Here is a 19,097-nt window from a genome sequence, read left to right as displayed (position 1 = left end):
TTAAGCTGAAATAATTTGATTAAGATTTTTCACAATCTGAATTAAAATGAAAAAACAAGCAAATTATTTCAGATTTTTTTCTGGACTAAAGTGAAAATGAATAACTGAAATATTGTGCTCGTTTACACTAAGGTTCTAAAAATATTAAGAGATAAAGTGAACGAGGAGCAAAATATCACTTATAATAAAAGATTCTATCGCAAAAAAAATGAAGAACACCGTGCATGGGATAAAATTTGTGCTATTATGGACAGGCTTGACGATACTGTTGATTACTTAAATGGACTTAAATTAAATACTGGAAAGCACAGTAGAAGTGCTTTTGATTTTTATGACTTTATGAATAATGCGTCTGTGGTTGTGGATTGTGTAAAAGAACTGGCAAAAATTTTTGATGTATCCGATGATGAAATTAAAAAGTCGACCGATATTTTTAATCAAGTTGGCGAGGATGGGGAAGGAACAGATGAGAGGTATTTTGAATATTTGCGATCTTTATGTTCAGTGCATCCAGTAGAAACAAGCCGACACAAAAGGTATCAAGATAACGATTTTGAATGTAGCCCTTTTGTAGCTTGGAATGACGGAAGAATATGGAGAAAAGATGTTTGTGATATTTACGCAGTTGTTTACACAAGTAAGGATGGAAGTGATCATAAAAGAGTTGGGATATACATTTCACAAATATTTGAATACGTTAAAACGAGATTAGAGTTTGTTGCAGAAATAACAAATGCAATTGACCAATATCACAAACAGGTTATTTCTGATTTTAAGGATAGACCAATAAAAAAAGAAAAAGAGTTTGACAATTATATTGATTATCTAAGAAATCTAGACACAGAACGGAGTGAACGATACGGTTCAAATTACAGTCCATTTGGTTCCATTTTAAATTTATTTAAACTAAAGTTATCGAACCCCAAAAACGAAATTAAGATGGTTTTATATCTCAACGCTTTAAAATATGCAATCGAATTTGAATATAATAGCTTGCAAAATATGAGTTATGAGGGATTGGAAAATAACGGATTGTTATATCCTAAAAGAAACGTTGAAACATCAATATACATTGAATTATATGATCCAGATAGTGAAAGTGTTGAACGAAGGAAATATGGTTATAATTTGGAGAAAATCAGCTATCTAAATTATGATTTTGCAAGCGAAGGTGATAAGCAATGGGCGTATGAACAATTAGAAGATGCGATGCCGTTTCTAGAAAAGTATGTTTCGTTTGAAGATGCTGAGGGTGATTTTGAGCATTATGCGTTAGTTCAATTGGCATTGTATTTGGACTGCTTGGAAAATAAATGCTTAATAAATAAGAATATACCTAATGACTTAAAATACCGTGAAAGACTACTCTCTGATGAAGAGTGGGAGGGATTGTTTTCCGATCAATAGCCTTCTGATTATCCATGTGAACAAGAGTTGAAAAATGGCTTCCACTTACGGTTAGAATAGCTAAATGGGAGCGTTAGTTGATGTTGAAGCACAACAAAAGATTCTTGTCAAAAGAACATAAACAACCTAAATATGGAGTGCCAAAACTGATGAGCATGTGGTTGCAAGTCCGTTGCACTACTTCCTGTTCCCTCACTCTCACTGAACTCCATTGGTAACTTCTTCATCTACAACAAAATGAAACATTTAAAAACGGTCTACAAAAAGGTATTCTTAATACCATACTTTCCAATAAAAATCAATAGATAATGTAATATAAAATTCGACAAAAGCGAAAAAATATGATATAATTTAAGAGTAATAAGTTGACAGGTTGATGCTTTTAGTATCAATCTGTTTCATTTTTTGGGAGGTGAGGGAATGTCATAGAGTAGAGGTTAAGTTATGCAATACATACATAATAATTGTTGGTCATGTACTTTGACAAGCAATGCAAAACTGCTGTCACAGATTTCGCATTGTTGCGACCAAAGTACGCAAAGTCGCTTAACATACATACTAGAAATTAATCACTCGTTTGGTACTTTCCGAGTGTGACAAAGTACATAATTGATACTTGAAAATGATACAAAATCGCCCTATATATAATTTATTAATTATCTATTAATCGATTTTGTATCAAAAAAATTAAAAAAAGGAGTTTAAGAAGTAAAATGTTGACAGAATACAGCCAAGAAGAAATTGTAATGTTTAAAGGTGATGAGGTTATAAAAAAACACTTAATCAAAAATGGAAGGCTACAACAAAATATGTTTAATCGTTTTGTAAAAGATTTAAACCAAATTTATGAAGAAGTTAAAATTGAAGGTAAGGGTGGTAAAAAAACAAAATACTTTATTGGCGATGAACGTGAAGAAATGGTAGAACGTGAAGATAAACGAAAGTTCAATGGGGAGGGGCAATTACCAGTGAATTATGAACAAGGTTTTCCTATTATGATTTTAGAACGAATAATTAAATCAAATATTAGTGTACCAACGACCACAACAAAATTGTTATTTGATTTTCGTTTCATTCCAGAAGAACTTTACACTGCTACTAATGCAAAGTATAACCATGATTTTTTGATGAATGAAATTGCTACCTTAAAGGAAAAAAAAGTCATAGATACAATCACACAAACAGTTGTATATGATTATATTGATAAAGAGATTACTAGATTAACAAATCATTTTATGGGATACATAAAAAAATTAGAGGATGCAAAGTTAATCATACATAACAAACATACTATTGGAAAACGTAAAGATGAAAATGGATATTCTGAATATGTTGAATTAACACCATATGTTATTGATAAAGTTGCAAAAATGAGAAGGAAGTTACAACAGTCACCAAAATTTAAACACCTATCTTTAAAGGAAATTAATCGTTACCGTAATAAATCAGATGTAAAAGAATACTGGTTAGAACATGATAAATTATTATATGAAATTACAGATGAAATTGGATGCCAGTTAAATTTATTAAGAACATTTGAAGCACATACATTATATTTACAAGCAGGCGATAATCCTATTAAACGTTGGCTGGAGAAAAAGGAAAATCGTGGGGCAATTGACTTGTACAACAGTGATGAACTGCAATATCATTTGAAAAATCGTAAACAGTTTCATGAAGCAAGAGATAAATATGTTGTTGAATTAGCACAGGGTAGACAGAACAATGCTATAAAGGAAAATAACAAATTTTTAGATGAATTTGGTGGAAAAGAGAAGCAGGTTATCATTAATTTTGATGATTCCGAATGGATTAAAAATAAGAAATTGATGTTTCTAGGTCTATATGTAGATGCATATGAAAAGCTTCAAGAACATTATGGTTACAACTTTAAATAATTGATTATAGGGTTTTGGAATTTTTGATTAACCTTATATAAACACAAAAACATATATAATGCTAATCAAGCATTTCAAACATAAAGCAAAAAGATTAAACCTCCATTTCCGATGGGGGTTTTCTACATAAAATAGAAGTTTTATCAAAGAAGAGTATTCTGCCCTCACGATCCACACTATTATATTCACGTGCGAATCTATTCAAAAACCTCTCAATTGAGATGATTCTACGTGTGAATGGTCGTATGATGTTTCAACTATCAATGTGCGGAAGAAGGAAAACAGGTTTTCTTAGTGGAATTAAAGTGTAATTGGTATTTGGGGTGATTAAATGAAACAAGACCACCCAAGAGATGGTTTAAGAATAAGGTGTGACAAAGGGATTCATCCAGAAGTTAGAAGGTCTTGTCTAGAATTTGCAACGTGGTTAAGGGGAGAATTTGAATTTCCCATCCGAGTTGTTGTTTATCTAAAGAAAGATTATCAAATTAAAAATAAGTTTTCTAAAGAATTAGTATCTGCTACATTTTTTGCTCCTTTTGACAAAAGTGAAGAGCCTTATATTAGAGTTGCTACTGGTGACTACTTAGAATTAGTAGAGGAAATTGGTCAAGATAACGCACTTGCTTCTATTCTTGGTTCTGTCGCTCACGAGTTGGGACATTATTATCAATGGGTTGATGACCTTGAACTTGATGAAGAAGGTGCAGAAAATAATAAAGAGTATATGCTTGATTTGTACGCTCAGACAAGAGAACATCCGTAAACAATTTAATCACTAAGTTCTTCAATTAACTGATGCTGATGCTTAGATTCACACCAGATCGACTGTTTCGGCAGTCCTTTTTTATATCGTTAAAGGAGAGGTTAAAAGGAATGGACATCCAGTTATTAAGAAAGGCATTAGAAAATGATGATTTAAAAGAAGTGGAGAATTTGTTAGATGTAGTTGAAAACGAAAAGTTCAAAGAAGAGATTCCGCTCCTTATAGAATTTTTAAAAAGGACAAATAGCCATCAAATAAGAAATCAAATTGCAATTTGCCTAAGTGATATTGGTGGCAATGAAGTAGTAAAACCAATAATAGATATGATTAACGATCCTAAGACTTTGGGATATAGGGGAACTCTTCTTTATTCTCTTCAACCGTTTGATTGTTCAGCACATCTTGATTCTTTAATTCATCATTTGATAACTGGTAATTTTGAAGTCCAAGCGGAAGCATTTCATCTAATTGAAGCAATGAAGGGAACGATGCCAAATGAAATGTTATTAAAAAGTATTGAAACAATCAAAGTTGAACTTACTGAATTAGAACGTAAACACGATGTTCTATCAGATACGTTACAACGATTGTACGCATTAAAGCATAATTGACTTTTCGTTAGAAAGCTAATCGAACATTTCTTCAACAATGGGTAATGCCTTGCCCCCACGATCCACTATATTATGTTTACATGTGAATCTATTCGGAATTAGTCAATTGAGATGATTCTACGTGTGATTTGGCATGTGATTTTTCAACTAACTGACTTGAATCGAAGAAGGTGTTTTATTTCATAATGAAGAATTTTAGTTATAAGCCTTTTTATGGAGAGGGTTAAGAATAGTTAAAAAAGGATGAAGTTAAATGGACACTCCTATTTTGTTTTATAAGATATATCAAGATGATGTCGCCCCTTTTGATTATGTTAATTGGGCTTTGAAAATGTTGGAAAATGATAATGATTCGTTTTCTTTAAACATACTTTCATCTCTAAGAGAACCACTTAATATTTTTGAGGTAGAAGATTATTTTAGAAGGGTGTTAAGGGAATTAAATTTGAAAGAACCATCATTTGAGGAGTGTGCTGAGTATTACATTCTGCAGATAGCAAAAAGGATTCTTGAAGAAGATGAAAATAATGCTATTGATTTAGCCTATAAGATATATGAAGTTGTTCGTGAACTTGATTATCCTGATGATCTAGAAGAGTGGTATAAGATTAGCGAAATGATTGATGATTTTCGATATGGAGATAATATTTCAAACTTAACAAAGGTTGCATTAATAGTAACGATAGAGAAAGAAGCCAAAAAAGTAATTAAACAGGAATAGAGCCTAATTACTCCTGTTCAACCAACCAAGTTCATTACCTTCAACAATGGGGTAATGCTGTTTTCTTATTGTGATAATGGCGGTTAGAAGAATTATTTTGTCTATAGTACAACGTCACAGACGCTCAGAATGGCTCTTGATGGAATGTTAAGGAGTATCTCCTTTTCACTTACATTACATCTTATTTTTTGAATTTGAAGGCAATATGTTTCGTTCACCCATAAACTGTATGAGGGGTGATGAATGTGTTTCAACGGGATCAAATGGAAAAAGCCACTTATCATCAACAATATTTTCGTCCATCTTGCTTGCCAGCTTTAAATTTAAGATTTGACACTTCGGAGTTCTATTCACTTTTTTCTGAAAAAACACATGACCAAATCAAATTACCTTCTGAATTGACTATAACCCCCGAAGAAACTCTTATTAACTATTTTAGCGTCTTACGTGAAGCTGAAAATTTGGGTGGGAGAAGTTGCGGAACGGTTGGTCAGGCACGTACTCCATTTCCAATTGCTTTTAATTTTCTGTCCGAAGAGTACCAAAGAAAACTAACTTATGAAAACTATTTTCATTCGTTTGCTGGTGTAGGGCATACGAGTTTGATAAAGCTATGTAGAGTGCCAGATAGAAAACATGGCATAAGGTTTTTTTATGAAATCGAAACGATTGAAGGGTCTCTGGAAAAAAAAGCAGAGTATTTTGGGTATTATTACGGATTTATCCAGCTTGTTAATGAAAACGATGGGTATCGAATTTCTGACTTGAGTAAGATTGAAGAAGACTTTCTATGTGCTCCTTATCATGGATGGAGTCATGATGCGGAATCAGTTGTTGAAGTGAAATACGGAAGTTGGTGCAAGCTGATTCAAAAAAGATACCCGACAGTGAAAGATGGTTATGTAAAAAATATATATTTTCGGGGCAATGATGGAGCGGATTATTGCTTGATTTTTTTCACATTAACGAATGGAACTGACGTAGAAATTGCTCAATTTCGAAATGTAGGGAATGGCAAGTGGAAACTGATAAAAATGAAACCCGAGGAAGAATGTTTAACGGAAAAAAGGCAGTGATAAGCCTGTTGAAAATGGTATGCAGATTCCTAAAGCTTTCGGTGCAAATAACTGCGTTTCTGTAACAGGCAGGAACGCTTTTTTGTATTGTGCTTATGGGTTAGTTAAAATAAAAGTGTGAAATCAGTCTCAATAAAGGAGTGTGTCCTTTTGCGGTGTTTTTGTGAGGATAAAAAAACTTTTGATTTGAAAGTTGAAGGTGATGTTGATACTGACCCGATTTGGTGCAATCAATGTGGTTGTAACTTTGATATTGAAGAAGTTCCCATTACGGATGAATTAAAAGAAGAAGTTATGAGATGGGGAATGATGTACGGTAGGTGGATTGATTGGAGTAAAGATACATTACGCCCAAACGGAATTGAAATGGAAAGTAAGTTCAATTTGCTAGGTCAACAACTTACTGAGAAGGTCAAGAAGGAACTTGGTACTAAATATAAAGTGAGGTACTCTCCTTCTACTTCAGCAAGGTTGTATGCTGGTTTAGAGTTTTGACTATCATCTAATAGATGCGTTCATGTTACAAGCAGGATCGCTTTTTTGCACTAAGTAAAGGAAGAGGTAACTTCAAACCCTTACCTATCTGTATGAAAAATCATTTGTTTTAAGGAGGGAGGAAAGCATGGGTCTTGAGCATGAATTTTACCTAATTCCGAACACCGTTGATGTAAAAGATTTTTGGGTGCATAGGGAAAACAACAACAGTGTTATTGATAGTGAGGTTATCCATGACAATTTGATCCTATATATTTTTGATTCTTTAGAATGGATACCTAGTAAAAATCCAGCATTGTCGGGAACTCCAACTGGTCTGGGTCTTAATTATCATGGTGTTACACTTTTTGATAAGCATTCTTTTCCAACACTAGAAAGAGTGTTTTCCTCTTGGAGAGATTTATTTAAAAATGCCCCAACTACACTTGAACTTACTGGAGAATTTGTTTATGACGAAAATGATGAAATATTAGGCACGTACGAGAAGTTAGTGTTCAACCGAGATGAAGTAATTAAGCTATTTGAAAAAATCATATCAATGACATTACATATAGCCAATGGCGATTGTTATTTATACCATTGTGGGATATAAAATGATGGTAAAGTGCGTTTCTGTATCATGCAGGAACGCTTTTGACACAGGGGAGGAGGAGCGACAACTTCAAGCCTAGCTATCTGTATTCACGCAGATCGACTGTTTCGGCAGTCCTTTTTTATTGTCTTTACAGTTTAGTTCAATAAGAAATGGATTTATAATAGTGGTATAAAGGGATTTTAGAGGTGGATAACAATGATTGGTTCTCCTGAGATTAATAAAGTAATTCGAAAAATTTTATCTCCTATATTAAAAGAAAATGGCTTCAATAAAGTAAATACAAGAAATAATTGGTGTTGGATGGACCAATGTATATGGGTATTAGAAATAGGTGCTGTTGGAAAGCATTTCTCCGATGTTACAGGTTGGTCACCTATGTCTATTCAGATTGGTCTTGGAATATATTATGTCTTTGTACCACCTGAAGAAGGTGAAATGAAAAAAGGTACTAATGGTGAATTACTTCCTAGACAGCACCAATGCCATCTTCAAGAACAGTTATATTGTAAGCTTGACCAATCTAATTACATTAATCATTTTGATAACCCAGCTGAAAGAAATCGAAATGATATTTGGTGGGTTGAGCAAGACGGGTCTAATATTGATGAAGTAATATTAGATATTAGTAAATCCTTTATAGACGATGGACTAAAATGGTATAAAAATAATACTGATTTAGAAACTGCTTTTGTCAATATCGAAAATCAACATAACGGTTATAACAAATATTATAAAGCAAAATATTTTGCAGAACATTTGAGGCATAACACGAAGTTGGATATGTATAACGATTTGTTTGAACAAGAGAAAAAACGAATAGATGCGTTATTCAAGTAACGGAGGCTTCACTTCAAGTAGAAGTAAAGCTTTTTTATGTATCCATTGGTTAATTAATCGTAGAAGATAGTTTCCTGTTTTACCGATAGACTACAGTTAAACGGTAATGAACAGGAACAAAAGGGAAGTAAATCATATCAAGGGTTCCATGACCTCTAATTATTACCGTTTGACTATTACCGAAATTGTTAATAAAATATTATTAAATAGAACGGTAATGGAGTGGATTAAATTGAAAACAGTGGGCTATATACGTGTAAGTAGTGAATCCCAAAACATTGCACGACAAAAGAAGTCCTTGAAGGAAGCTGGTTGTACATATTTTTATATTGAAAAGCTAAGTGGTGCTTCAATGGATCGTCCAGAACTACAAAGAATGTTAGAAGAACTTAAAGCGGGTGATATGGTAATCATTCATGAAATTAGTCGCTTATCCCGTTCTACAAAAGACCTGCTTACAATTGTTGAAATCATTCAGAGTAAAGGTGCTGGACTAAAATCTATAACAGATAAGTGGTTAGACTTATCTGATGACAATCCAATGAGCGAGTTTCTATTCACAATCTTTTCAGGTCTGGCACAGTTTGAACGTAAAATGATTAAGCAAAGACAAAAGGAAGGAATCGAGATAGCCAAAAGTCAAGGGAAATTCAAAGGGAGAAAAACAAAGTTAGTAGAGGGTGGAAAAGAAGAACAAAGAATGAAAGCAATCATAGAAGCTTATAAGCAAGGGAAGTCTATTAATGATATTCGTACAACGTTTAAAGTAGGCACAGGTACAATATATAGATTGTTGGATAGGGAAGGTATTAGGTAAGAGGAAGGCACTCAAAAGAGTGTCTTTTGTGCTTATAGGGGGGTGGTTTTCACCAAAAACAATGGTTTTTAAGTTCAATTGCGTAGTAGCTGTACCACTCCTGCAATCAGATGTAAAAAACAGTACCGTGTAAAGGATAAGAAAAACTTCTTAGTTGACAGTATTTTAACGTGTGCAACAATTACTTTTCTGGGCTTTAGAAAATGAAGAAGGGTATCTGCAACTGGTTATGATTGTTAACCTCAGCGGATACATTTTAGTAATTGAAGTTAACAATATTGGAATGCTATACTAAAGACAGAACTGTATTTAAAACCCTCTAATTTACCTTGATGGAAGGCTAAAAATTTGGATGGATATTAAAATTTTCAGCTACCTCTTGAACTGTAACTTCTTGATGACGTTTGGTGATGTATTGATAAATATAGTACCGTGTTGGATCTGACAAAACGTTTGTTATTTTTAATGTTTGTTCCATCACTGTTCACCTCGAACCCCCATAATTTACTCCATTATAATACAGGCGAAATAACAAAGGAATGAAGTTAACAATGTTAACACTATATGTTTAGAAAATGTTCACAATTCTTGTCTTTTTTCCTAACAAAATAAAAAAAGTTTCTAATTTGAAGTAGTTTCTTCGTTTGTCAATAGAAGAACTAGGTATTTATTTGACGAAAAAAGAAGCGATATATAAATACCGCTACTTAAATCTTCGTTTTTTCTTTATTTCAGAATAAAGTATATAGGGGAGGATACCAAACCAACGGTACCAGAAATCTGCTTTCGTTTGCTTTTTCTCCATCCGGTTTCGTTTTCGTTCTTCCTTTGGCTGATCAACATATTTTACAATCGTTTGGGTCATATATTTAACATAATCATTTGTTTTCATGGACACACCTGCCTTTTTACACCTACATTATGTCCATTTTTTATAAATTCATACCGTTTATTTGGCTTCTTCCCATTTAATCATCGTTTTGGAACGTGTATCAAAATATCCATAACCCACTATAGGTTCACGAGAACGAAGAACGAGTGTGAAGTCCACAATTTGTATATAGGCAGTAGGAGTCTCCGCCCGGTAATCCATTGTTCCATTTACATACATAAATGTCCCTTTAGCAGGTATGATACCACGGGATTGATATAGCGATTCTACTTTTTTGGCAGAAGACAAGAAATAATATTCCTGCTTAAGAATTTCCGTAGTTTCACCTGTCATTTTCCGTTCAGATAATAATTGCTCAATATTCATCGAGAAAAAGATCAGGAATAGGAGTAAGGTGCATAAGGTTAGGGGATAGGTAAAACCACTTTCATGCTTTTTCATGTACTTGTATTCCATTGTAAGAAGGAGAAGGCAATAACTGAATATTCTTTTCCCCATATATCTACTACGGTAATTTTCACAGCATTGTTTACGACTGAAAATGAATATTGTGAAACATTTTGAAGAATGATTTCATGTCCGGTGGAATTTACTCTTCGTCTAAGGTTCGAATCATACTTTTCATATTGAATGGTTTCTGAACCTTTTGTTAAAATCAACCGTCCTGAAAGAACCTCGGCATGAGACACTGTGGAAATTTCTTTTGTTACTTGACTGCAAAAAACTTCCCATTCCATTCCCTGCAAGTCCATTTGCGCACTTTTTTGGTTAAGGAGGATTTGAAAAATAGGTGCCATAAAAAATACAATTGTGGAAAAGACCGAAAAAGCAATTAATACCTCAATTAAGGTAAAGGCTCTTTCATTCGAGAACACCACAAAAATTTGCCTCCGTATGAAATGAATTCTTTTCAACCTTTACACACACCTCCTTTTGACCCGCCGGACTAGTATTCACCCAGATAATTTTATATTCAATATTATTTTGAATAACGGCGTAATTGGAAATTGTACGGCTATCAATTATTTTTGCTTTCAGTTCTTGATACATAAATCTTTGTGCCGTTCGCTCTATTTCTAATTTACTGGTCTGGTCTCTCAACTCCATTAATAAGGGGAGTAAGAATAGACAGATCATTAACATGGTTGAAAGTGACAGCAGTAATTCCAGAAGGAAATAACCCTTATTGCTCCGTAACATAAAACCTTCCCTCCCCAATTAAAAAGGTCACCCGATATCTTTTTTTCTTAGTTTGAATAAAAAAGGAGCCAAATTTATTGACTTTACCATCAGGCAGGAATTTGAAATAGAGGGGGATCGATCCTTCGGTAATAGTAATATTGGTGGAGTAATTTCGCTCTACTATAGGCGGACGATTTGCCTTTCCAATTACATAGTATTTGTATTGATCGGGCTTTATCACTATGGATACCTCATACTGGTGAGAAATAGCATATTGTTGTGTGTAGAGGAGATCCGACCTAAATTGTGAAATGAAGGCCTCATCTTCCAATACAAAATGTTGCGGTTGTAGAGTAAACACTGTGATAGAGGAAATAATCATGAACATGGATAGTACAAGTAATGACTCAACCAATGTATAGCCTTTTTGATATCTGTTCATTTTTTTATGATTATTCTGTTTTTGCTGCAGCAGTAACATTACCTTCCGAATCGATCGCCACCTCTTGACCATTCGGACAGCCTTTGACATCCCTTAAATAGCCTGCTGTTTGTAATTCCCCAAGTGTTGGAATTTTATTTTTTTCCATTTGGTAGGATTGAACTTGAGCTTGGACCATCTTCACGTAGGCTTCACATCCTTTATTGTTGATATTTGAATTGTGTTTAGCCACGTTCGGAATAGTAATCATCAGCAAAACAGAAATTATTAACATAACAATCATCATTTCAATTAATGTAAATCCTTTTTCAGTTTTCCTCATTTTAAAAACCTCCATTTTTTAGATTCCATCAAGTAGATGGAACATTGGTAACAGAATAGCTAAATACATAGAAACCACTAAACATCCTATAAATATATACAAAATAGGCTGGATAGTTTTTAAACTCTTTTCGATCTTTTCCTCCATACGGCTGACACAATGCTTACTGAAAAAAAGTAATTCTTGCTCTAATTTTCCATTTTCTTGGCCATGTTTGATAATCATGGGGAATTCTTTCTCGAAGAATGAAAAGGAAGCAATAATAGTTTCTAATGTTTCTCCGGTTACAAGTTTGGCTTTAATATCCGCGGCTACTCGACTGTAAAATAGCTGTTTTTTATTATTTTCAAAAAGTGAAAGGGCTTCAGAGACGGATATGCCACCGGATAATAGGAAACTTAATTGAATGGAAAAGTAGTGTGTGAACAATAATTTGAGGATGCTGCCGGCAATGGGAATGCGAACAAGCTGGGCCCTTTGCTTGAGGATCGAGAGTTTACGAAATGCAAATAAATAATAGACAGCTGTCAAGAAGAGGATGAGAAGAAAAGCCCCAATAGCTATCGGAAAATAATGGTCAAACGCATATAGGACTTTAGTAAAGAAATTTTCCTTAAGTCCAAGTGAGGCAAACAGCGTTGTAAATCTAGGCAATAAGGTGTTTTCAATAAAAATAAATAGAAACCCAGTGATAAACATTAAGAGTAATGGATATTGCAGAAGTTTTAAAAGTTTTTGTAGATCTTTATCTTTTAATAGAGCTAGTTCACTACCCTCCAGGAGTGCTTCAGCAAAACTTCCATGCTGTTCTGCAAAATAGACATAACCGATCAAATCTTTCTGAAAACCAAGGTTGCTCAATACGACATGAAAAGGTGAGCCTTGCTTTAACTCTACTAAACAACCATATAATTCCTCCTTTCGATTGGATGGCAATTGCAATGCTATGGACTCAATTGCTTCCGCAATTGGATATCCCCGTAAAAGTAAGTCCCCTGTTCTTTTTAAGAACTTGGCTTGTTCATTTACACGCCATTTATGACGGCTCATCTTCATACACCAGCCGTTCATATTCGGATTCTTGAATGTAACCTAGAGCAATGCCCTTGTTAATCACTTCTTTTAATGTCCGGTAATGGGTTTTTAACGTATCACCTTTGGCTGCTTTCATGGCATTGTTTAAGTTTCGGCCGGATAGGAGTTCAAAAACACTTGCTCTCTTCCATCGGCTATAGGTATGGCACAACGGTGAACAATCTCCTTCACAATAGGGACAAGTTAGTTCTACTAATCTTTGAGCTGTAACAGCAATCAAGGTTTGCTCGACTTCTAGCCAGTTCACGCTAAATTCACGGAGACGGTATACGGCCCCTTTTGCGTCACGTGTATGCATAGTGGATAAAACTAAATGTCCGGTGAGTGCTGCTCTCACTGCGATTTTAGCGGTCTCAGCATCCCTGATTTCACCAACCATGATGATATCGGGGTCATGCCGGAGAATCGCTTTTAGACCCGCTGCATAGGTCACGCCAGCTTTTTCATTTACTTGAACTTGCAGGACAGAGTCATAGTTTTTTTCAATAGGATCTTCAAGTGTGATGACATTGCGATGAAAGAGGTGTGCTGTTTCATTTAGCAGGGAATAAAGCGTTGTGGTCTTACCTGATCCAGTTGGTTGAGTTTTTGAGGATAACACTGTAAAATCTAAGTATTTCCAAGGCTCGAGATGAGAAAAAATTTTTGAGGTGTAAGAAGAATGAAGCAGATTTGTATTTCGGGTTCTGTCACCTTCCTGCCCTTCTGGTTCAATATGTTATAATATAAATAGAAACTAATGTTCGTATATGAGGTAAAAAAATGCCGAGGGATGGCTGAACAATTGACTTTATAGCGCACATATTCGCAAGATTAAAAGAAGAAATAACAGTTTAACTTTATCCCAATTTATTAGTAACATGTATACACTATGCAGAAGGTAAAGTTAGAAACGATGATCATCATTACCATTGGCGTGGGATCTCTGTATATGGTTAGTACGAGGTAGTGAAAGAATTAGTAATTGTCGTATTTGGTTAATTCTGAGGGAAATTACTCTAAAATTGCCATTCCTCTAAGGAGGGGATATTTTGAAGAGAAAATACAATTGGTGTATTATTCAAACCAAGTTTATAGAAGCGGGTCATCACAGTAAAATTTCGTTAAAAGTAATCAGCGAAATGTTTGGGGTCCCATATCAATCTGTACGAAGAAAAGCCGCTGCGGAAAAGTGGCATACACGGCGGTTATATTTGTGGTATGAAGAGAATGCTACAAAGATTGAAAAATGTTAAGAATTGTACTGAGTCCAACAGTCGTAAATAATACTGAAACCTTGATAATATCAGTAAAAATTGGTGCAGGTATGTTTTTTTATTAACTTTTGTAGCGATTGTTTATTAATATTAATTATGCATACTCCTTAAATACTGGAGAGAAGTACAGTCATAATGACTGGATTTCTCTCTATTCTTTTAGCAGTAATTACTGTAGATTCATTGTAGTAATTTATCGGTTTTTAGTGTAAAAACAATTGTTATTTAGTGGAAGATATGTAAGAATGATAGAGATTACATACTGTGTCTTTTGAACTACATAAACATAATGCTTATACAGTAGGGAGCCCTCTACTGTTTTTTATATAGAGAAAATAATAGAAAAAAAGGGGGAGTAATATGGGGAAGAAAATAGTTTTATTTGGATTTTTATTCACTTTTCTGTTTGGTTCAATGGCTTATGCACACCCAGGAAGAACTGATTCAAATGGGGGGCATACTTGCAGAACCAATTGTGGTAACTGGGGACTTAGTACTGGGGAGTATCACTATCACAACGGGGGTGGTACAACATCAAACTCCAGCAGTAGTTCTTCAAGCAGCTCTTCAAGTAATAGCATTAATATTAATGACAAAGATTGCACCGATTTTGCAACGTATGATGATATGATTGCATATTGGAATTCTAAAGGTTATTCTGCTACTTACGATCCGGAAAATCTGGATGGTTGGGGAAATGGCCAAGTAGATGATGGAATACCGTGTGAGGCTCCATATGGATATGATTTGACCTTGATTAATAACAGCCCTCTGCAAAAAGCTCAACTCCAAGAAGAAAAAGACAACGCCAATGGAGAACAAGCTGGATATCCTGCTGGACTTAATGATGGTTACCAAGAAAAACCAAGCGACATGTCAAAAGCCAATGGTAGCGAGGCATTTAAAGTTGGATATGCTGTTGGTTACAATAAAGGATATGAAGAGGGTAAGAAAAAAATTGAATCTGCAAAAACAAAGGCAACTAATGACGGTTATGCCTTAGGAAAAAAACAAGATAAAATTGTGATTCCTGCTGCCTACGCATCTCATGCGGGATTAAAAAAATCTTTTGAAGATGGATTTAATAAAGCTGTTGCTGAAAGAGTGGAAGAAAAGAAGAAGCAACTTAAGGAACAAGGTTACAGTGACGGGAAAAAAGATGTAAATTCTCCTCCTGAAAATGTGGAGACAATGTACGTCGAGGCGTATCAAGAGGGGTACGAAAAGGGGCAAAGTGAATTAAAGGAAAGTTACATTAAGCAAGGATATGAAGCTGCGTTTACTGTGCTCAAATATCAGGATCCTAAATTAAACAATGATAAATTTACTGACTGGTATAAAGAAGGATTTGCATCTAATAAAGAAATCAATCAGATTAAAAAAGCAGCCTATCAATTAGGTAAGGAAGGCGAAGATTTAGAAATACCGTCTAAATATAAAAAGGCAGAGCCAGTATTCAAACATCACTATCAGTTAGGTTTCAAGGAATACGAAGACAAACAAAATAAATTAAAGGCTACCGGAGGCGTCGGTGCCGTAGCATTGGCATTAGTAGGCGGTGGCTTTTACAGATTTAGAAAAAAGCGTGATGGAAAAAAGAGACTTATTTAATGTAAAGATATATCCCACAAAATTAAGCCCTTCAGGTACCTGAGGAGCTTTGAAGTCAGGACATAAGAGGCGATTCAAAGGATATTTCTGATAATTACGCTTGAACCTACGTTCAAAGTATTAGGTGATTACCTTTATCAACATTTTAAACTACTAAGGAGTGTAGTGCCTTGAGATTAATGAAAGTAATGATCACTTGTGTAATCTTGATTCTTGTAACAGCTTGTTCAAATACATCAAGCGTAGATGGGAAACACACAGAAAAGAATACCCAAACAACAGAGGCCAACAAGAACGACGAAAAGGAAGCAACACCATCAAAAAACAAAAATAATACGGCAAGCCAAGCAACCACTCCAGCTGTCAAAAAAACAGTAATATTTAATCAATCGACCGTCGATCAGCTCTACCCTGGGTGGGTATTAAAATTAAATCAGTTAATCAAATACCCTGACCATGATGTGGTCGTAGTAGGGTTGGAAAAGGAAGGTGGTGCATGGGGAAGAGAAGGGAAAGTGGTGGTATTACAATCAGATTCCGTTGGAAATTGGTCAGCTAATTGGTCTGGAGACATCCTAACGGGTGAAGAATTCCCTTTTTATGAATTCCAATCCATGGCCGTTCTCAAATCTACCTCAAAGAAACAAGCAATAGCAGTTGTAGCAGCAGATACGGGAGGAAGCACAGGTTTTGGCCAAGTAATTACTTTGCTCATTGGAGAAAACGGGAAAACCTCTCTAAAAAAGACCTTTGATGTTAACTCAATGTCTGTTGAACAAAAAGATACGAAGATTGTCGTGAGTGGGGACCAGCAATTTGGAACACATGAGTTATCGTTTAATGAAGAACAATTTGTCGATTCAAAGACATCAGCTTCCGATCTATCTCCAGACGGTGCTGTCCAAGTGAATTTTAAATTGGATCCAAATGAAGATATAGTTTTGTTAGGACAGGATATTCTTAACATGAGTGTTGGGCAAACCATCTCCTTTATTCCTGCAGACGACAAAACCAGAGCGGCCTTCGAACAGGGAATTATCGGCATTTATTCGGATGCTTGGAATAGTGGCGCTCCGCTGAATACATCAAATTCCGACCGACTGTGGGAAGGAAACTCTTATACATTTGATCATGGCGGAGAAGTACACTTTTTGTTAGTTACAGATGATAAAGTCGTTTCTCTTCCTTTTGAAAACCCGATACCTACGATTACGATAAATGTTCAGCCTTAAGATGGTAGTAAAATGTTAGATAGTAATAATGTGGATGAAGTCAAAATGGCTTCATCCTTTCATATGATTACAAGCAAGATTGTGAAGAAATGTACTGTGCGAAACGTTTCCTTATAAGTGTCAAAGCACGAAATAGGAGGATTGCCGAAAGGCAATTACAACTGATTAATCGAAACTCGGAATGAAAGCCGTCATGTTGAGCTGGAACGAGTTATCTAATACTCCTACATGCACGGAATGGTAGTAGCCCGAACGTGTATGAAGCTAGGTGAAGTCGGCTGAAATGTACCTAAGTTCTTAAACAGAATATGGTTCATGATAGGTCGGGATGCTACAAAATATTTAAGGTGAGAATGTCCAAATGGACTGACGAACTTGCAAATGTACAGGTCTAGAAATTAATACGCTCGAAAGACGTATGCTGTAAATGCAGTGTCAAACACCGAAAAGTACGATTAGTATATAGGAACCTCGGAATATCTAACTAATGAGGATATAGAGTTGACAGGCTTAAAGTAAGCACCTAAGGATATATGCAAAGCTAGATTAATCGGAACGTTGTAAGTAAGAAACATCCACTTTTAAAACGACTACTATCGGGATGGTGTCTATAAGATAAATAAACATCGAAATGACTTTATTCTTGCGAAAGTAGGGATATAGTACCAATGAAACGTGTAACGAGCGTGGAGGGATGGTCCCAAGTCTTATTCTTTGAACGCAAATCAATTGAATGAAACTCACAGGGTCGAGTAAGATGATGGGATTTTCCGTAAGGAAGGAGAAACAATCCATCGGTGAGTACAGCTTTACGACATGCAGAATATTACAATATGCAAGACATATTTGATGACCTTTACGAGCGAAGTAAAAACAATGCTACTAAGGGTTTAAGGCTATATGAAAATATCATATCAAAAGATAATATCTTATTAGCCTTTCGAAACATCAAAGCGAATACAGGTTCAAAAACAGCTGGAACTGACAGTATCACAATTGACCAATACAAGATTGAAAATGTTGATGAATTTATCGAAGAAATTCGAATATCACTCATAAATTATAAACCCCAAACAGTACGAAGGGTTGAAATACCTAAGCCTAATGGAAAGAAAAGACCATTAGGAATTCCAACTATGAGAGATAGATTAATACAACAGATGTTTAAACAAGTATTAGAGCCAATTTGTGAAGCTAAGTTTTATCACCATTCATACGGTTTCAGACCAAATAGGTCAACTCATCATGTAATGGCTAGATGTCAGTTCTTAGTCAATAATGTGAAGTTACATCATGTAATTGATATTGATATAAAAGGTTTCTTTGACAATGTAAGCCATTCAAAATTAATTAAACAATTATACAGTATAGGTATACGGGATAAAAGAGTTTTAGTCATTGTTTCAAAAATGCTAAAGGCACCAATAAAAGGCATAGGTGTTCCAACCAAAGGAACTCCGCAAGGAGGTATCCTATCCCCTCTTCTATCGAATATTGTTTTAAATGATCTAGATTGGTGGATAGCTAACCAATGGGAATGCTTAAAACTAAACCATTCTTATGCACCTAATAGTAAGACAAGAGCGTTAAAGAAAACAAATCTCAAACAAATGTATATCGTCAGATATGCAGATGACTTCAAGATTTTCACAAACTCTTATAAATCAGCTATTAGAATATATCACGCTGCCAAAGGTTATTTAAAAAATCAATTGCTTATTAGCCCCAAAATGAACTTGGACAGTAAGAGTAAAATTTATTATACTGCTTAATGTACCAAGGAGGTTGACATCATGAAACGCACAAAACATTCCAAAGAGTTTAAATTACAAGTCATCAAAG

At 34.8% G+C, this 19,097-nt stretch carries 20 protein-coding genes and 3 pseudogenes; 14 read left to right on the top strand and 9 right to left on the bottom strand.

Translation table 11 applies throughout. The annotated features are described in order from the left end of the window. Positions 1 to 156: 156 nt before the first annotated feature. From M3226_RS30135 to M3226_RS30090, 10 genes are all read left to right on the top strand, one after another. Positions 157 to 1,407 carry a hypothetical protein gene (locus tag M3226_RS30135; protein WP_251573026.1) on the top strand — a complete coding sequence of 417 codons (1,251 nt, stop codon included), beginning with the start codon at positions 157 to 159 and terminating at the stop codon, positions 1,405 to 1,407. Between the two features lie 713 nt (positions 1,408 to 2,120). Continuing rightward, positions 2,121 to 3,305, top strand: a complete 1,185-nt coding sequence (locus M3226_RS30130) for a hypothetical protein (RefSeq protein WP_251573024.1) — start codon at positions 2,121 to 2,123, stop codon at positions 3,303 to 3,305. 331 nt (positions 3,306 to 3,636) lie between these two features. Continuing rightward, a complete protein-coding gene (locus tag M3226_RS30125) occupies positions 3,637 to 4,071 on the top strand; it encodes a hypothetical protein (RefSeq protein ID WP_251573022.1) in 435 nt (144 codons plus the stop codon). A gap of 110 nt (positions 4,072 to 4,181) precedes the next feature. Continuing rightward, positions 4,182 to 4,682, top strand: a complete 501-nt coding sequence (locus tag M3226_RS30120; protein ID WP_251573020.1) for a HEAT repeat domain-containing protein — start codon at positions 4,182 to 4,184, stop codon at positions 4,680 to 4,682. 253 nt (positions 4,683 to 4,935) lie between these two features. Continuing rightward, the gene (locus M3226_RS30115; protein ID WP_251573018.1) at positions 4,936 to 5,403 is read left to right on the top strand and encodes a hypothetical protein; all 468 of its coding nucleotides are present in this window, start codon (positions 4,936 to 4,938) and stop codon (positions 5,401 to 5,403) included. A gap of 263 nt (positions 5,404 to 5,666) precedes the next feature. After that, a complete protein-coding gene (locus M3226_RS30110) occupies positions 5,667 to 6,479 on the top strand; it encodes a hypothetical protein (RefSeq protein ID WP_251573017.1) in 813 nt (270 codons plus the stop codon). Between the two features lie 150 nt (positions 6,480 to 6,629). Then, positions 6,630 to 6,974 carry a hypothetical protein gene (locus tag M3226_RS30105; protein ID WP_251573015.1) on the top strand — a complete coding sequence of 115 codons (345 nt, stop codon included), beginning with the start codon at positions 6,630 to 6,632 and terminating at the stop codon, positions 6,972 to 6,974. 127 nt (positions 6,975 to 7,101) lie between these two features. Then, positions 7,102 to 7,566, top strand: coding sequence for a hypothetical protein (locus tag M3226_RS30100; protein WP_251573013.1), 465 nt, complete (start codon positions 7,102 to 7,104; stop codon positions 7,564 to 7,566). 198 nt (positions 7,567 to 7,764) lie between these two features. After that, positions 7,765 to 8,406 carry a DUF4304 domain-containing protein gene (locus M3226_RS30095; protein WP_251573012.1) on the top strand — a complete coding sequence of 214 codons (642 nt, stop codon included), beginning with the start codon at positions 7,765 to 7,767 and terminating at the stop codon, positions 8,404 to 8,406. 241 nt (positions 8,407 to 8,647) lie between these two features. Beyond that, the gene (locus M3226_RS30090) at positions 8,648 to 9,223 is read left to right on the top strand and encodes a recombinase family protein (RefSeq protein WP_251573028.1); all 576 of its coding nucleotides are present in this window, start codon (positions 8,648 to 8,650) and stop codon (positions 9,221 to 9,223) included. Positions 9,224 to 9,569: 346 nt separating this feature from the next. On the opposite strand, the pseudogene M3226_RS30085 reads toward M3226_RS30090, so the two are convergent. The 9 genes and pseudogenes from M3226_RS30085 to M3226_RS30045 all read right to left on the bottom strand — a co-directional run. After that, positions 9,570 to 9,701: pseudogene (locus M3226_RS30085) on the bottom strand (transcriptional regulator); the annotation flags it as partial. 225 nt (positions 9,702 to 9,926) lie between these two features. Continuing rightward, entirely contained in the window at positions 9,927 to 10,115 is a 189-nt protein-coding gene (locus M3226_RS30080) for a YqzE family protein (RefSeq protein ID WP_251573009.1), read from the bottom strand. Positions 10,116 to 10,172: 57 nt separating this feature from the next. Next, the gene (gene comGG, locus M3226_RS30075) at positions 10,173 to 10,556 is read right to left on the bottom strand and encodes a competence type IV pilus minor pilin ComGG (protein WP_251573007.1); all 384 of its coding nucleotides are present in this window, start codon (positions 10,554 to 10,556) and stop codon (positions 10,173 to 10,175) included. Then, positions 10,553 to 10,993: a competence type IV pilus minor pilin ComGF gene (gene comGF, locus M3226_RS30070; protein WP_251573006.1), complete on the bottom strand. Its 441-nt coding sequence runs from the start codon at positions 10,991 to 10,993 to the stop codon at positions 10,553 to 10,555. The genes comGG and comGF overlap by 4 nt, the downstream gene beginning before the upstream one ends. Then, the gene (comGE, locus tag M3226_RS30065; RefSeq protein WP_251573004.1) at positions 10,977 to 11,315 is read right to left on the bottom strand and encodes a competence type IV pilus minor pilin ComGE; all 339 of its coding nucleotides are present in this window, start codon (positions 11,313 to 11,315) and stop codon (positions 10,977 to 10,979) included. Before comGE ends, comGF begins: the two co-directional genes overlap by 17 nt. Continuing rightward, entirely contained in the window at positions 11,299 to 11,739 is a 441-nt protein-coding gene (gene comGD, locus M3226_RS30060; RefSeq protein ID WP_251573002.1) for a competence type IV pilus minor pilin ComGD, read from the bottom strand. Before comGD ends, comGE begins: the two co-directional genes overlap by 17 nt. Before the next feature lie 10 nt (positions 11,740 to 11,749). Beyond that, entirely contained in the window at positions 11,750 to 12,061 is a 312-nt protein-coding gene (gene comGC / locus M3226_RS30055) for a competence type IV pilus major pilin ComGC (protein ID WP_251573000.1), read from the bottom strand. An 18-nt stretch (positions 12,062 to 12,079) separates the two neighbouring features. Beyond that, positions 12,080 to 13,111, bottom strand: coding sequence for a competence type IV pilus assembly protein ComGB (gene comGB, locus M3226_RS30050; RefSeq protein ID WP_251572998.1), 1,032 nt, complete (start codon positions 13,109 to 13,111; stop codon positions 12,080 to 12,082). Beyond that, positions 13,098 to 13,742: pseudogene (locus M3226_RS30045) on the bottom strand (ATPase, T2SS/T4P/T4SS family); the annotation flags it as partial. The gene comGB and the pseudogene M3226_RS30045, both read right to left, overlap by 14 nt. Positions 13,743 to 14,187: 445 nt before the next feature. On the opposite strand from M3226_RS30045, the gene M3226_RS30040 reads away from it, so the two are divergent. From M3226_RS30040 to M3226_RS30025, 4 genes and pseudogenes are all read left to right on the top strand, one after another. Further along, the gene (locus M3226_RS30040) at positions 14,188 to 14,391 is read left to right on the top strand and encodes a hypothetical protein (protein WP_251572996.1); all 204 of its coding nucleotides are present in this window, start codon (positions 14,188 to 14,190) and stop codon (positions 14,389 to 14,391) included. Between the two features lie 381 nt (positions 14,392 to 14,772). Further along, positions 14,773 to 16,023: a YHYH domain-containing protein gene (locus M3226_RS30035; RefSeq protein ID WP_251572994.1), complete on the top strand. Its 1,251-nt coding sequence runs from the start codon at positions 14,773 to 14,775 to the stop codon at positions 16,021 to 16,023. A 170-nt stretch (positions 16,024 to 16,193) separates the two neighbouring features. Next, positions 16,194 to 17,255, top strand: coding sequence for a hypothetical protein (locus tag M3226_RS30030; protein ID WP_251572992.1), 1,062 nt, complete (start codon positions 16,194 to 16,196; stop codon positions 17,253 to 17,255). Positions 17,256 to 18,052: 797 nt separating this feature from the next. Further along, positions 18,053 to 18,970: pseudogene (locus M3226_RS30025) on the top strand (reverse transcriptase domain-containing protein); the annotation flags it as partial. Positions 18,971 to 19,097: the final 127 nt, after the last annotated feature.

Source organism: Neobacillus cucumis, from assembly GCF_023715505.1.
The sequence above is the reverse complement of the archived record's forward strand: the minus strand, read 5'-3'. Positions and strand labels throughout refer to the sequence as shown.